The 15,868-nt window shown below is 57.3% G+C and carries 12 protein-coding genes; 7 read left to right on the plus strand and 5 right to left on the minus strand.

Annotated features, from left to right (window positions below; all coding sequences use genetic code 11):
• Positions 1-20 precede the first annotated feature (20 nt).
• From PYR66_17120 to PYR66_17130, 3 genes are all read left to right on the plus strand, one after another.
• Entirely contained in the window at positions 21-1,448 is a 1,428-nt protein-coding gene (locus tag PYR66_17120; protein WEF27007.1) for an MFS transporter, read from the plus strand.
• A 77-nt stretch (positions 1,449-1,525) separates the two neighbouring features.
• Positions 1,526-2,770, plus strand: coding sequence for a mechanosensitive ion channel family protein (locus PYR66_17125; GenBank protein WEF27008.1), 1,245 nt, complete (start codon positions 1,526-1,528; stop codon positions 2,768-2,770).
• Between the two features lie 140 nt (positions 2,771-2,910).
• Positions 2,911-3,327, plus strand: coding sequence for an Exc2 family lipoprotein (locus PYR66_17130; protein ID WEF27009.1), 417 nt, complete (start codon positions 2,911-2,913; stop codon positions 3,325-3,327).
• A gap of 37 nt (positions 3,328-3,364) precedes the next feature.
• Here PYR66_17130 and pheP read toward each other — a convergent pair whose 3' ends face one another.
• The 5 genes from pheP to PYR66_17155 all read right to left on the minus strand — a co-directional run bounded on the left by pheP (position 3,365) and on the right by PYR66_17155 (position 11,677).
• A complete protein-coding gene (gene pheP / locus PYR66_17135; protein ID WEF27010.1) occupies positions 3,365-4,741 on the minus strand; it encodes a phenylalanine transporter in 1,377 nt (458 codons plus the stop codon).
• Positions 4,742-4,847: 106 nt separating this feature from the next.
• A complete protein-coding gene (locus PYR66_17140; protein WEF27011.1) occupies positions 4,848-7,046 on the minus strand; it encodes a TonB-dependent siderophore receptor in 2,199 nt (732 codons plus the stop codon).
• Between the two features lie 59 nt (positions 7,047-7,105).
• Positions 7,106-8,188 carry a YncE family protein gene (locus PYR66_17145; GenBank protein ID WEF27012.1) on the minus strand — a complete coding sequence of 361 codons (1,083 nt, stop codon included), beginning with the start codon at positions 8,186-8,188 and terminating at the stop codon, positions 7,106-7,108.
• Between the two features lie 368 nt (positions 8,189-8,556).
• Positions 8,557-9,861, minus strand: coding sequence for an NAD(P)/FAD-dependent oxidoreductase (locus PYR66_17150; GenBank protein ID WEF30486.1), 1,305 nt, complete (start codon positions 9,859-9,861; stop codon positions 8,557-8,559).
• Between the two features lie 331 nt (positions 9,862-10,192).
• Positions 10,193-11,677 (minus strand): aldehyde dehydrogenase family protein, encoded by a 1,485-nt coding sequence (locus PYR66_17155; protein ID WEF27013.1) that lies wholly within the window; start codon positions 11,675-11,677, stop codon positions 10,193-10,195.
• A gap of 158 nt (positions 11,678-11,835) precedes the next feature.
• Between PYR66_17155 and PYR66_17160 the strand changes: the two genes are divergently transcribed.
• The 4 genes from PYR66_17160 to PYR66_17175 all read left to right on the plus strand — a co-directional run bounded on the left by PYR66_17160 (position 11,836) and on the right by PYR66_17175 (position 15,864).
• Positions 11,836-13,137, plus strand: coding sequence for an FAD-binding oxidoreductase (locus PYR66_17160; protein WEF27014.1), 1,302 nt, complete (start codon positions 11,836-11,838; stop codon positions 13,135-13,137).
• 13 nt (positions 13,138-13,150) lie between these two features.
• The gene (locus PYR66_17165; protein WEF27015.1) at positions 13,151-13,516 is read left to right on the plus strand and encodes a cupin domain-containing protein; all 366 of its coding nucleotides are present in this window, start codon (positions 13,151-13,153) and stop codon (positions 13,514-13,516) included.
• A 316-nt stretch (positions 13,517-13,832) separates the two neighbouring features.
• A complete protein-coding gene (locus PYR66_17170; GenBank protein WEF27016.1) occupies positions 13,833-15,332 on the plus strand; it encodes an APC family permease in 1,500 nt (499 codons plus the stop codon).
• The gene (locus PYR66_17175; protein ID WEF27017.1) at positions 15,310-15,864 is read left to right on the plus strand and encodes a DUF3156 family protein; all 555 of its coding nucleotides are present in this window, start codon (positions 15,310-15,312) and stop codon (positions 15,862-15,864) included. Before PYR66_17170 ends, PYR66_17175 begins: the two co-directional genes overlap by 23 nt.
• Positions 15,865-15,868 lie beyond the last annotated feature (4 nt).

Genomic DNA, 15,868 nt, shown 5'->3' on the forward strand with positions numbered 1-15,868 from the left:
TGACGCAATGGAGAGATCCGATGAATTCGTCTGCTGTTTCACCCGGCCGCGCCGGTTTATTGCTGTTACTGACCGGCCAGATGCTGCCGTTAATCGATACGTCAATCACCAACGTGGCGCTGGATTCAATAACCCACTCCCTCAACGCCAGCGCTACCCAACTGGAGCTTATCGTCGCGCTGTATGGCGTGGCCTTCGCCGTCTGTCTGGCGATGGGCAGCAAGCTTGGCGATAACTACGGTCGCCGCCGCCTGTTCTTGTGGGGTGTGGCGGTGTTCGGCATCGCCTCGCTGCTGTGCGGGATGGCCAACTCGATTAACACCCTGCTCGCCGCACGAACGCTACAGGGTGCGGGTGCAGCGCTGATCGTGCCGCAGATCCTCGCCACCCTGCACGTCACCCTGAAAGGCACCGCCCACGCCCGGGCGATCAGCCTGTATGGCGGTATCGGCGGCATCGCCTTTATCGTCGGCCAGATGGGCGGCGGTTGGCTGGTCTCCGCCGACATCGCCGGACTCGGCTGGCGCAACGCCTTCTTTATCAACGTGCCTATCTGCCTGTTGGTACTGGCCTTCAGCCGCCGCTACGTACCGGAAACGCGCCGCGAAAGCCACTCCAGCATCGACTGGCAGGGTACCTTCAGCCTGGCGCTGATCCTCTGCTGCTTGCTATTTCCGATGGCGCTGGGGCCGGAACTGCACTGGCCGTGGTCGCTGCGACTGCTGCTGCTCGCCGTGTTGCCGCTGCTAGCCTGGATGGGTCTGAGCGCGCTGCGCAAACAGCAGCGCGGCGAGCAACCGCTCCTGCCACCGCGCTTACTGAAGCTCGCCAGCATTCGCTTCGGCATGGCTATCGCCCTGCTGTTTTTCAGCGCCTGGTCCGGCTTTATGTTCTGTATGGCGCTGACCATGCAGGCGGGGCTTGGCATGGCGCCGTGGCAGTCCGGCAATAGTTTTATCGCCCTCGGCGTGGCCTATTTTATCTCCGCACTGTACGCGCCGAAGCTTATTGCCCGCTACAGTATGGGGCGTATTTTGCTGATCGGTCTGGCTGTGCAGATAAGCGGCCTGCTGCTGCTGAGCGCCACGTTTTATCATCTTGGCGTACAGACCACGACGCTGGCGATGGTGCCTGCCACCACGCTTATCGGCTATGGTCAGGCGCTGATCGTCAATAGCTTCTATCGTATCGGGATGCGGGATATTAGCGCCTGCGATGCCGGAGCCGGCAGCGCTATCCTCAGTACCCTGCAGCAGGCCACGCTGGGGCTGGGACCGGCGATTCTCGGTTCGCTGTTCTTAACCCTGGCCCAGCGCGGCGGCGGCAACTATTCGCAGGCGCTGATTGTCTTCCTGCTGGTCGAGGTGGCGATGATGCTGTTACTGGGCGCCATCGCCCTCTGGCTGCGCCATCATCTGAATCTACAACCCGCGGCGACGGCGTCCTGATTCACAACCATGTAACCTCTAATTTGCATAATAGTCATCCAGCGGTCATCATAACCGCTGGATGTACAGGAGACGTTATGCAGGAATTAATATCGCAAATCGCCGCATTAGGCATCAAAATCACCCCCACTACCTCGCTCATCATCATCTTTGGCATTATTTTTCTGACGGCGATTGTCGTTCACCTGATTCTGCACAAAGTGGTGCTACGAACCTTCGAAAAACGGGCACAGGCCAGTAGCCATTTATGGCTGCAGATCATCACGCAAAATAAACTCTTCCACCGTCTGGCCTTCACCCTGCAAGGGATTATCGTCAACGTGCAGGCAGTGCTGTGGCTGCAAAAAGGCAGCGAAGCGGCGGAAATCTTAACCACCTGCGCCCAGCTGTGGGTGATGATTTACGCCATGCTGTCCTTCTTCTCGCTGCTGGACGTTATTTTCAATCTGGCGCAAAAATTCCCTACCGCTTCGCAACTGCCGCTAAAGGGCATCTTCCAGGGCATTAAGCTGGTCACCGCGATTATTATCGGCATCCTGATTATTTCGCTGCTGATAGGCCAGTCGCCGGCGATTCTGATCAGCGGTCTTGGCGCGATGGCCGCCGTACTGATGCTGGTGTTTAAAGACCCAATTCTTGGTCTGGTGGCCGGTATTCAGCTTTCCGCCAACGACATGCTGAAGCTCGGCGACTGGCTGGAGATGCCGAAATACGGCGCCGACGGCGCGGTGATCGATATCGGGCTGACAACGGTGAAAGTACGCAACTGGGACAACACTATTACCACGATCCCTACCTGGTCGCTGGTCTCGGATTCATTTAAAAACTGGAGCGGCATGTCGGCCTCAGGCGGCCGTCGCATTAAGCGCAGCCTGAATATCGATACCACCAGCATCCATTTTCTTGATGAGCAGGAGCAGCAGCGCCTGATTCAGGCTAAATTGCTGAAGCCGTATATGGACTCGCGCCATCAGGAAATTAACGAGTGGAACCAGCAGTATGCGAACGAACCTTCGGTACTCAACCTGCGCAAAATGACCAATATCGGTACCTTCCGCGCCTATCTGCAGGAGTATCTGCGTAACCATCCGCGGCTGCGTAAGGATATGACCATGATGGTGCGCCAGCTGGCACCGGACACCAACGGTTTGCCGATTGAGATCTACTGCTTCACCAATACCGTGGTGTGGGCGGAGTATGAAGGCATCCAGGCGGATATCTTCGACCATATTTTTGCGGTGGTTGATGAGTTCGGTCTGCGTATTCACCAGACGCCAACCGGCAACGATATCCGTTCGCTGTCGGGCGCACTCTCGTCCTAGCTTCCAGGCTGGCGCATTGTTTCGGGCGCCAGCCCTTCCCCTCCGAACGTCACTATCATTTCTCAGGGCTAGCTGTCCGCGGTTTTTGGCGCGATGATCTTTTCGCCATCATGGATAATCGCTAAAGGACGCACTACATCATGAAATTAATAACGACTTTTCTCGCGCTGGGCTGCGCTTTAACCTTACTTTCCGGTTGTACCTCAACAAAATCCTCACCTGAACGCCATGCTTATAGCTTCGTCGCTCACCGTTCCGATTTCGTCGGCGGCAACTTTACCGTTAATCGTCAGCAGAACTATCAAATTAACCTGCCGACCTTCCGCGATATTTATGCCCGCGGAGAGGCGGATCGGAAAAAAGGGTTGAGCGAAGCCGACGCGCGGCGCGTCGCCGACGCCATCAAACAGCAGATCCTGGAAGGGACTGAATCAAAGCACGCCTTCAACGGCAATGCCAACGATCGCTGGAGCGAGACCATGGAAGCCAAAGATGCCCGCCTGTTCGGCAATGAACTGGCTGGCGCCTATCTGGACGGCTATCAGGGCATAAAATAGTGAAATGTCGCCCCGCCGGTGAGCGGGGCGATAAGCATTACGCCGGGCGGCGCAGCAATTTAAAGGCGGCAAACAGGAACAGGATCCATACCGGCAGCAGTACCGCCGACAGCCGCATCCCGTCAATGGTGCACATCAGCACCAGAATCAAGGCCAGAAAAGCGATGCAGAAGTAGTTGCTGGCCGGCGCCAGCAGCGCTTTGAACTTCGGCTCGCGACCTTTACGACGCTGTGCGGCGCGGAATTTCAGGTGCGCCATGCAGATCATAATCCAGTTCAGCAGCAGAGTCGCCACCACCAGCGCCATCAGCAACCCCAGCGCCTCATGCGGCAGCAGATAGTTCAACACCACCACTAGCGAGGTGATGATGCCGGACAGCAGCAGCGAATTCACCGGCACGCCGCGTTTGCTGACGCGGGCGAGAAACTTCGGCGCATTACCCTGAACCGACAGGCCAAACAGCATCCGGCTGTTGGAATAGACGCCGCTGTTGTAGACCGACAGCGAGGCCACCAGAATGACGAAATTCAGCGCGGAAGCCACCACGTTACTGTCAAGATTATGGAAAATCATCACAAATGGGCTGCTATCGGATTTAATTTCCACCCACGGATAAAGCGCCAGCAGAACCACCAGCGAGCCGATATAAAACAGCAGGATACGGTAAACCACCTGGTTAACCGCTTTCGGGATGCTCTTTTCCGGGTTTTGCGCTTCCGCGGCGGTAATGCCGATAAGCTCCAGCCCGCCGAAGGAGAACATAATGACCGCCAGCGACAGCACCAGGCCGTGCCAACCGGTGGCGAGGAATCCGCCGTGTTTCCACAGGTTGTCGAATCCAGCCTTGCTGCCGCCGTGGCCGCCAAACAGCATCCACAGGCCAAAGGCAATCATACCGATAATCGCCAGCACTTTAATCAGCGCGAACCAGAACTCCGCTTCGCCATACAGGCGCACGTTAACCAGGTTGACGGCATTAATAATGATAAAGAAGGCTGCCGCCCAGACCCAGGTCGGTACGTCGGGGAGCCAGTACTGCATGTAAATCCCGGCGGCGGTCAGTTCCGCCATCCCCACCAGCACGAACATCACCCAGTAGTTCCAGCCGGAAAGAAAACCAGCGAACGGGCCCCAGTATTTATAGGCAAAGTGGGCAAAGGAGCCGGATACCGGCTCTTCCACCACCATCTCGCCAAGCTGGCGCATAATCAGAAAAGCGACAATACCGGCAACGGCGTAGCCAAGTAGTACCGCCGGGCCGGCCATCTGGATTGCGGGACCAATGCCGAGAAACAGGCCGGTCCCAATCGCGCCGCCAAGGGCGATAAGTTGAATATGTCGGTTTTGTAAACCGCGGTGCAGCGTCGGTCCGCTCTCTTCTACGGCATCCGACGACGTTGACGCGTCTTTCACGTCGTTCCCCTGTGTGTTTTTGTGAAGGGGCACCTTTTATCACTTAGGGGGGATTGTCGCAAGTTGCACGGGGCAGGCGTCAACCGCCCGCCCCGCCTTTTTAGCGTTAGAAGTCGTAGCTCATTGAGACACGAACGGTACGCGGATCGCCTTCAAACAGATAGGTACCGGTATCGTCAATGCCGGACCAGTACTTCTCGTTAGTCACGTTGGTCACCCCAACGCGCCAGGTCATTTCGTTCTGGTCGGCGTTCAGACGCATACGATAGCGCAGGCCTAAATCCAGGGTGGTGTAGCTATCCAGCTTTTTGGTGTTGGCCGCATCGGCATACTGCGAGCCGCTATGATTGACACGCGCGGTCGCGGTTAGGCCTTCCACCGGTTTGATATCATACTCGGCGCCGAGCACCGCATAGAAGTTAGCCACCCCGATGGCATCTTTACCGTCGGTTGCGCCTTGAGCGGTTTTAGTCTGTTTGGCATCCAGCCACACAGTACTGGCGTTAAGACGCAGCCCCAGCATCGGCTCGCCGAAGACGTTCATCTCTACGCCGCGGTTACGCTGCTCGCCGTCGAGGCCGTAATTGCGAGCGGTATCGGAAATGGCGTTCGGTTTTTTGATTTCAAACAGCGCCAGCGATCCGCCGATCGTACCGTAGTCGATCTTGACGCCCACTTCGTCCTGCTTCGAGTGCGCGATCCCGGTACTCTGCCCGGCATTGGCCGCTGTAGTCGGCGCCACAGAGCCCGGCTGCAGCGCTTCGGTATGGTTAGCATACAGCGACAGCTGCTCCCACGGTTTGTACACCAGGCCAAACGTCGGCATCCAGCGGCTTTGGGTATAACGCGACGAAGTATCTTCCAGCCCGGTGGCGTTGCTGTAGTTGCGCACGACCACCTTCTGATGACGAGCAGCGGCGGTAAACAGCACTTTATCGTTAAAGAAGCCGAGGGTATCGCTCAGCAGCCAGCCCTGCGTACGGCTGCGCGAGGTGACCAGCGGATCGTGGTAGTTGCCGCCAAAATAGGCGTTATCCGGCATTGCCACATCGTGGTTGTCATAGATATTGGTGGTCGGATTTTTCGCCGACATCCGCCAGGCGGTCGCATCGGTATGCACCTGCGCCGCATAGCCGAGATTCACCTTATGCGAAATCGCGCCGGTATTGAAATCGCCGCGCACCCCGCCCATGCCGCTGATCGCGTCGATGATGCGGTTAGTATCAAGGCGGCCAACCGTCGCATCGCCGTTTTTATTGAGCAGCTTCGGCGCGCTGTAGGTGCCGATTTCATGCGAATGCTGGCCGCCGAGGGCGCTGTATACTGTCCAGCTATCGGTCAGATCATATTCCGCCTTCGCCATGCCGAACTCGCTTTCGATATCGCTATAGCCCCACTTCTGGCTGTAGTTTTTGCTGTTGTCCGGCAGCGCCGGGACGAAATCCACACCGCTGATATTGACGCCCATCGTACCGCCGTGGAACGTTTTCTTCTGATAGCCGAAATCGAGCGAGGAGCGGAAACGATCGCCACGGTAATCAAGCCCCAGCGAAGCCAGCGTGGTACGGCGTTTATCGTTATCGATAGCACCTTCGCCCTCGCGATGCACCAGGTTGACCCGGGCGCCGAACTGGTTGTTATCGCCGAAACGGCGTCCCAGGTCGAGGGTACCGCCGACCTGGGAATCAGAGGTATAGTCGACGCCAACGCGTGCGGTCGGCAGATCTTCCGCCCGCTTCGGCTCGAGGTTAATCATCCCGCCGACGCCGCTGCTGGCCGCGCCGTTAAGCAGGCTGTTAGCCCCTTTGAAAATTTCAACGCGCTCCAGCATCTGGGTGTCCATCACCTGACGCGGCACTACGCCCGCCAGGCCGCCCATGGTCATGTCATCGCCATCGAGCTTAAACCCGCGGATTCGATAGGTCTCGGCGAAGTTGCCGTAGCCCTGTACGGCCTGCACGCCAGCGTCGTTGCTGACAACATCGGCGATAGTTTTCGCCTGCTGGTCCTGAATCAACTTCGAGGTATAGCCGATGACGTTAAACGGAACGTCCATCGCTTTTTGTTCGCCAAGCATCCCCAGACGGCCGCCGTGGGCGATCTGGCCGTCGAGAAATGCCGGAACCACCAGGTCGCCGCCGGATTTAAAATCGCCGTTTTCGCTAGCCTCGACGATGATGGTCTCTTCGCCAGGCTGCTTCGTGGCGGCAGCGTCCGCGGCCATCGCCGTTTGACTGGCGGCGCCGATGGCTAAAGCCAGTAGCGTTTTACGTAGCGGGAAGGATGAATAACGCGTGGTGTGCATAATTTGCCCCATGGATGAGGATAAATGGATCAAAGGGCCCGTCGCCGGGCCAGTTATTTTTATTGCGCGTTCAGGTCGATGCGTACGACGCTGTCCGGGCCTTTAGTGGAGTGGTCTTTATTGAAGGGCTGTTTGACGGTGACAAACAGCGTCTGACCATCGACGGAAAGCAGCAGGCTGTTGGGATTAGCTGGCAGCGCCCAGCTTTTCTTCAGCGTGTAGCGGCTGGCGTCAAGGCTGATGACCTTGCCGGATTCACGCTGTGAAATATAAATTTCGTGGCGTTTCCCATTGAACAGCACCGCCAGCGAATCGCCGACGTCAAGCTGTTTAAGCAATTTACCGCTGTGGATATCCAGCACCAGGGTGGTTTTCGCTTTCGAGTTGTCGGTCACGAACAGACGGCCGGTGTCGCTATCTTCGGCCATATTAAGCAGCAGCGCTGGCTTGTCGCCCAGCGGCTTCCAGCGCTGTTCAATGCGTTGGTTACGCGGGTTGATCACCAGAATTTCACCGCTGCCGTTGGCGGCGTACACGCGCCCGGTTTGTGCAGAGTAGTGCAGGCCGGTCATCCATTTACCGGTGTTTTTAATCCGCGTTTTCAGCTTAAGGGTGGTGGCGTCAACAACCCAGATTTGCGCCGGGTCGGCGACCGCGCCAACGTAGAGGGTATTATTCAGCAACAGCAGCTGACGCGCCCCATAAGGGAGCCCTTTTTCATTGCGCTCGCTGAACAGCAGGCGGTTTTTTACCTTGCCGGTGGCGGTGTCGATAGCGCTGATGCCGCCGTCGAGCGAATTGCTGACGTATAGCGTTTTACCATCTGCAGAGAGCTGTAAAGCGAAGTTTTTCAGATCGGTATGCGTCAGGCCGATGGTGTTGAGGGTTTGCGGATCCAGTTTGTAGACCGCCCCGCCCTGCACATCTTTAAAGCCTTCGGCACTGGCGACGTACAGCGCATCGCCCTGCGGGCTTAGCGCCATCTCGTACAACCCTTCCGCTAGCTGGCGCTGCAGCGGTTGCGCCACGTTCGGCGCAGGAGAGTTAACAACCGGTTGCGCAACGGCAGCGGAATGGTGGGTCGCGCAGCCGCCTAACGTCGCGCTGATGGCCAGCGCCAACGCTGGAAGAGTGTATTTCATTGGAACAACCCTATAAAAAAACAATGACCCGATGGTCGCGCAGCGGCCGATATTGTGTGTTTCCGGCCTGCTGTCTTTGCGCCACCCTACGCCTTCGCTGTTCCTTGTGAACGACTCACTGACGCAGATCGATCCCAGCTTAGTCTGCTAACAAAAAAGAGAATGAGAACTATACGCATTATCAGATGTCAAACAAGCCCCGGCGGGCAAAAAAGATAATCTGCTGATTTTTTAACGTGGAATGGCGGATTGATAGGGGAAGAAAGGAGCTGCGGGATCGATACACACCCGGATAGCGGCGCATTACGCCTTATCCGGGAGACAGGAGGCTAAGCCGCACGCTTCTTGCGAAGAGCGGCTTAGCACGCTTAATGCAATTTCAGGCGTGGGCGAATAATACGGTTAATCCCCCCGGACAGCATCATCAGACCGGTTTTGAAATAACCGTGCAGCGTCACCTGGTGCATTCGATACAGCGAATCATAAACCATCCGCGCCAGGCGCCCTTCCACCATCATCGGGCCGATCGGCAGGTGCCCCATAATACTGCCGAAGGTGGTATAACTGGACAGCGAAACCAGCGAGCCGCGATCGCGATAAGAGAACGCTTTCAGCTTATGCCCCTTCATCCGGGCGATAATATTCTCAGCGGTAAACAGCGCCATTTGATGGGCCGCCTGGCCGCGTGGTGGAATAAAGCCGCCTTCCGGACGCGGGCACGCCGCGCAGTCGCCAAAGGCGAAAATATCAGCATCACGCGTCGTTTGCAGCGTCGGTTCCACCACCAGTTGATTGATGCGGTTGGTCTCCAGCCCGGCAATCTCCTTCATGAAATCCGGCGCTTTGATGCCCGCCGCCCAGACCATTAAATTCGCCGCAATAAACTGGCCGTCTTTGGTATGTAGTCCATTTTCCTCGACGCCGGTGATCATCGTGTTGGTCATCACATTAACGCCAAGCTTGCTCAGCTTATCGTGTACCGCGCTGGATATACGTTGTGGTAGCGCGGGCAAAATACCGTCGCCCGCTTCAATCAGGCTGACGTTTAATACTTCATTGCTCAGATCGTTATAGCCATAGCTGCGTAACTCTTTCACCGCATTATGCAATTCGGCAGATAACTCAACGCCGGTCGCACCGCCGCCGACAATCGCAATATTGACTTTGCCAGTGCTTTCCGGGTGCGCAGAATAACGCAGAAATTGATTAAGCATTTTCTGATGAAATACTTTCGCCTGCTCGGCGCTATCGAGAAAAATGCAATGCTCTTTAACGCCCGGCGTATTGAAGTCATTAGAGGTACTGCCTAGCGCCATCACCAGCGTATCCCAACTCAGTTTGCGTTCCGGCGCCAGTATCTGGCCCTGCTCGTCCCGCCGCGCGGCGAGGGTAATGGTTTTATTCTGCCGATCGATATCCATTACCGAACCGTTCTGGAAGGAAAAGTGGTGTTTGCTGGCGTGCGCCAGGAAGCTCAGCGCATCCACGCCTTCATCCAGCGAACCGGTGGCCACTTCATGCAGCAGCGGTTTCCACAGATGACTGTGGCTGCGATCGACGAGGGTGATTTTCGCTTTCCGGCGACGACCTAATTTATGTCCCAACTGAGTAGCCAACTCCAGTCCGCCGGCGCCGCCGCCGACAATAACGATCTCTTTTAATGGCGCAGTCAACATGACCTCCAAAATAATTAATTAAATGTTAATTAAAAACTCTCTGGTAATTTTTAGTTAACAATAATCCAAACAATAAAAAGCCAGTCATCCATTAGATAGATGATTTATTGGTGCATATTGGTAATCGCAAATTTAATTGGCGGCAAACTTTAATCTGGATATTATTGTACAAGTTTTATGACCATTAGCTTGCACACATATCCGAGGTAAACAAAAAGGCCACTAAATTATTATTTAGCGGCCTGGAGGTGGATTAGATAATAATAACCATCAAGTCTTACATCTGACTAATTAATTATAATTAGCCACAACAGAGTACTTTTTTTATTTAATAGCGTAGCATCACTGATTTAAGTTCCGTATAATCATCAATAAAAGCACTGCCGAATTCACGGCCCATGCCCGAACCTTTCATGCCGCCAAACGGCACCGCCGGGTCGAGGAACGTGTGCATGTTAACCCACACGATCCCGGCCTCAATGGCGTCAGAGAAACGCAGCGCTTTGCGAATGTTATCGGACCAGACGCTGGCCGACAGGCCATACGGCGACGCGTTGATGCTCGACAGCGCCGAGTCTTCGCTGTGGTAGCCGATAAAGCTGCACAACGGGCCGAAAGTCTCTTCACGCATTAACGTGCTATTTTCGCTACGTACTTTTACCGCCGTCGGTTGCAGGAAATAACCCTCGCCGGGGAGCGCTTCGCCGCCGCAGACGATGGTGTCGCCCTCTTCGCGCGCAGTCTGGATAAGCTTCAGCACTTTCTCATGCTGCTGGCGGTTGGCCAACGGCCCCATCAGGGTCTGTTCATCCAGCGGCGAACCCGGCGCAAAGGCGCTAAGCTTCGCCTTGAGCAGCTCCAGCACCACATCCAGTTTCCCCTGCGGCAGATAAAAACATTCTGCCGCGGCGCAAATCTGCCCCTGGTTCAGATATCCGGCTTCAATAATGCCGTTGACCATCGCCTCCGGCGACAGATCGTCGAGGAACAGCGCGGCATTTTTCCCGCCGAGTTCAAGAGTCACCCGTTTACCCGCGACGCCAGCCGATTGCCGCACTTTCTCACCGGTCGCCACCGAGCCGGTAAAACTGACTTTGGCGCAATCGGGGTGGGTTATCAGACGCTGGGCTATCTCGCCGCCGGCCCCGTTGACCACGTTAATCACCCCATCCGGGATACCGGCGGCTTTCGCCAGCTCCGCCACGCGCAGCAGCGTCAGCGGCGTATATTCACTCGGTTTCAGCACGATGGTGCAGCCGCAAACCAACGCCGCCGCCAGCTTCCAGATGGCGATCATAATCGAGAAGTTCCACGGCACGATGCCCACCACCACGCCCAGCGGCTGACGGCGGGTAAAGGCGGTGTATTTCTCCCCGGCCATCGACGGCAGCGACACATCCAGCGTTTCGCCGGTCACCTTCCCCGCCCACCCGGCGAAGTAGCGCAGAAACGCCACCGACTGATCCAGCTCCAGCATCCGTGCCAGCATAATAGTCTTACCGGAACAGAGGCTCTCCAGCTGCGCCAGCTCTTCGCGATGCGCCGCTAGCATGTCGGCCAGCTTCAGCAGCAACGCCCCGCGCGCCAGCGTCGGCATATCACGCCACTGACTAAATGCCTGACTGGCGCTCTCCATGGCGCGATCCGCCTGGCTGACATCCGCCGCCGTGACTTCAGCAATCGCCTGCCCGGTCGCCGGGTTAATCACCGCGAACAGCGCGCCGCGGCCCACCTCTCGCTCACCGGCAATAAACTGCCCGTGCGGCTGGCGTAAGAAGGCGGTCACTTCCGCCAGTAAGGTTACATCGCTCATCGTCGGCACCCGTTTTTCAGCAAAGTTAACCCATCACAGCACGGCGGTTCTCCGCCGCCCATCGTTCTAAAGAACGTCATTCTTCCGGACGATATTCACCGCCCGCGCGGCGTGCTGTGATGAGCGCCTTGAGCCAGGCAAGACGACAAGGTAACGCGATGAACATTAAAATCGATGCGCTGAACTACTACGGTGCGACGAAGAAATACCACCTTCATTTCCCGGCGCTGCGGGAAGATATTGAAGCCGACGTGGTGATTATCGGCGGCGGCTTCTCCGGCATTAACACCGCGCTGGAGCTGGCGGAACAGGGCATTACCAACGTAGTGGTGCTGGAAGCGCGCCACCTCGGTTACGGCGGTACCGGGCGCAACGGCGGCCAGGTCATGGCCGGGATCGGTCACGATATTGAAGCGGTGAAAAAGCACGTCGGTAAAGAGGGGCTGGAGACACTGTTTAAAATCTCTAACCTGGGCGCGGGCATCATTCGCGAACGTATCCGCAAATACAACATTGATGCCGATTTCGTGCCCGGTTACGGCTACCTTGCCTATAACCAGCGACAGCTAAAAACGCTGCGCCAGTGGGAAAAAGAGTTTAAGGCCGCCACCCCGGATGAAGATATCGAACTGTATACCGGTAAAGAGGTACAGCAGGTCGTCGGTTCCGACGTCTACTGCGGCGCGCTGAAACATATGGGCGGCGGGCAGATCCACTCGCTGAATATGTTGCTTGGTTCGGCAAAGGCCGCCCACTCGCTGGGGGTCAAGATTTTCGAATCTTCGCCGGTGGTGGAGGTGAATTACGGCAAACAGGTTCGGGTACGCACCGCAATGGGCAGCGTCAAGGCCGCCAAATTGCTGTGGGCCTGCGACAGCTTCCTCAACAATATGGAGCCGGAGATCTACAACAAAACGTTGGTCACCTACTCCTATCAGGTCTCGACCGAACCGCTTTCCGACGAGCTGATCGAGCGCATTAGCCCGCTGCGCGGCGCCTTCAGCGACATTCGCCCGGTCATTAACTACTACCGCGTCACCCGCGAAAACCGCCTGTTGTTTGGTAGCGCCACCCGCTTCCTGGAATATACGCCGAACGATTTCGCCGCCTGGAACCGTACGCTGCTGGCGGAAGTCTTCCCGTATCTGAAGGATGTGAAAATCGATTTCGCCTGGGGCGGGCCGATGGCCTGTAGCGCCAACCTGTTCCCGCAGATCGGCACCTTACGCGATCACGACAACGTCTTTTACGTCCAGGGGTACTCCGGCTTCGGCGTTACCCCATCGCACATCGTGTGCAAAATCCTCGCCGAAGGGATTAACGGCGGTTCCGACCGCTATCGTCTGATGAGCGGTATCCCCCACGCGACCATCCACGGCCGTGACAGCCTGCGCCTGCTGCTGGTCACCGCTGGAAAACTTATGCACCAAACCGCCGGTTTCTGGAAAGGCCGGAGTTAATCAGGAGAACGTTATGCACGCTTTTAAACTCGAACAACCGGTACCTGAACTGCAGCCCATCGGTAGCGTGAGTTTGCTGGGCGCCACGCCAACCGCTGGCGATCCGCAGGTCGCGGGCGCGATGATCTACGGCGAGCCGCAGGATGCATTCACCTGCGGACTGTTTTCGTCCACTCAGGGGAGCTTTACCATGACTTATCCGTTTACCGAACACGCCACCGTGCTGGAAGGCGAAGTGGAGCTGACCGTCGCTGGCGGCAAGCCGCAGCGCTTTGCGCCGGGCGACAGTTGGTTTGTCAAACAGGGTACCGAAGTGGAATGGAAAATCCTCACTCCGCGCTTCGTCAAACACTACCTGGCAAACGTCGAAACGCGCTAACGCGATGGTCGATCCCGCGGCGATCGCTGGCAATGCCCGGCGGCGCTGCGCTTAGCAGGGCTACGGGGTAACAAATGGCACGGACCGTAGGCCGCCGCCCGGCAGAAATACGTGCAACGTGGCAAGATAGATGGCCCCGGTTTCCGGGGCCATCTTGTTTACTCGCCGTCACAATCATGGACTGCGTCACAGAATCAGCCACCGCTATCCATCTTCAGGACGATATTCGTTGAGCCGGATGCCCGCCTAAATTATGACTATCCGGGAGTGGCGCTGGCTATTCCCTGCCCTCCCCTACATTGTGCAGAGGTTGACTATGTTTAGTAACAGACTCGCCAGCCATCTTGAGCGCGGCGTCGTCGGCTTTCCGACTACCCTCGCCAGCTCCGTCGGGCTTATCATGGCAAGCCCGGTGATCCTGACGGTCACCAGCGGCTTCGGCATGGGCGGCGACACCTTCGCGCTGGCGGTGCTGCTGGCGTTTATTATGATGCAGGCGCAGGTCACCACCTTCGCCGAAGCAGCAACGCTTATCCCCACGACCGGTTCGGTCTACGATTACATCTCCTGCGGTATGGGGCGCTTCTTCGCCATTACCGGCGCGCTGTGTGCCTACCTGATCGTGCATATCTTCGCCGGGACGGCGGAGACCATCCTCGCCGGGATTATGGCGCTGGTGAACTTCGAATCGATCAACGCGCAGATGGCCTCTCATCAGAACACCTGGATGGTCGGTGTCGGCATGGTGGTGATTTTCGGCCTGCTGAACGCCATCGGCGTGGAAATCTTCGGCAAGGTCGAAGTGGTCCTCACCTTCGGCATGTGGACGACGCTGACCATTTTCGGCCTGTGCGGTATTTTTATGGCGCCGGTGACCCACCTTTCCGGCTGGTTCGGCACGCCGCTAAACGTCAGCGATATCTCCGGCCTGTTCGGCTATATCGGCATGGCGATGTTTATGTTCGTCGGCTGCGAGTTGGTCACGCCGATGGCGCCGGAAATCAAAAAGGCGCACCGCACCATTCCGCGCGCGATGGCGCTCGGCCTGTTCGGCGTCGCCAGCTGTATGTTTATCTACGGCGCGGCGATTAACCGCCAGGTCGAAAACGTGGTGATCGATGCGGCGAACAACGTGCATTTGCTGGATACGCCGATGGCTATCCCGGCCTTCGCCGAGCGGGTAATGGGTCACGCCGGTCAGTACTGGCTGGGGGTCGGACTACTGCTGGCAGGCTGCGCAACCATTAATACCTTGATGGCCGCCGTGCCGCGCATCATCTACGGCATGGCGCTGGACGGCGCGCTGCCACGCTTCCTCACCTGGTTGCATCCGCGTTTTAAAACGCCGGTGATCGCCATCGCCATCGGCGTGGCAATCCCCTGCCTGCACGCCTGGTATCTCAACGGCGATCTGGATCGCATCGTACCGCTGATCCTCGCGGCGGTCTGCGCCTGGGGCGTCGCTTATCTGCTGGTCACCCTGTCGGTGGTGATGCTGCGAATTCGCCGCCCGGACCTGCCGCGCGCCTACCGCTCGCCGTGGTTCCCGCTGCCGCAGATTGTCTCCAGCGTCGGGATTATTATCGCTATTGTGAATATCACGCCGCCGGGGATGGACAGCCGCGAGGTGCTGGTGCCGTTCGGGGTAATGCTCGGGCTGACCGCCGCCTACGCCCTGTTCTGGACGGTATGCGTACAGCGCGTCAATCCGTTCAAGCCGCTGCCGGTAGAAGAGGTAGTCGATCGCGCCATCGGCAACTATGAAAAACAGACTCGCGGGGAGATGACGCCTGATGCCCTCCGTCCCCTGGTTTGAAACGCCATTAATGAATGCGGTCCAGCGCGACTTAGCCGGCTGGCGCAGCGAGAAACTGAGCGAACGCAGCGCGGCGCTGAGGCTTAACGACGCCACCGCCGTCACCTTCAGCGTGCGCCAGAAGCGGCTGTTTATGGCCAGCATTCACAGCTGCGAATTTGTCGTCGAGGGGCCGGTTACCCGGCCTGCTCGCGGCAAGATCCGCGCCCACCAATCCGGCTGGCTAAAGCGCCAGCCGATCCGTTTTATTGGCAACAAAAGTAGCGCTGAACTCGCCGGTTATCTCAACGGGTTTCCTAATCTTCAACAGACCTTAAGCGAGCTGGACTACCGCCGCTTTTCGCTGACGCTCGGCGACGATGGCTGGCGCTGCTGCATTGAACCCTGGGCCGCCAGCGAAGTGGTCTGTAAAATGCCGCCGCTGCGCCGTTATCTGAAGCTCGAAGCGCAGCAGCGGATGCTGCTGCTGAGCGTGCTGGCGATGATCCATCAGGCGATAAGTCAGTGGATGCATGAAATGCAGAAGAAGTGAGCCG

Source organism: Klebsiella aerogenes (assembly GCA_029027985.1).
In the GTDB taxonomy this organism is placed as follows: Bacteria; Pseudomonadota; Gammaproteobacteria; order Enterobacterales; family Enterobacteriaceae; genus Klebsiella; species Klebsiella aerogenes_A.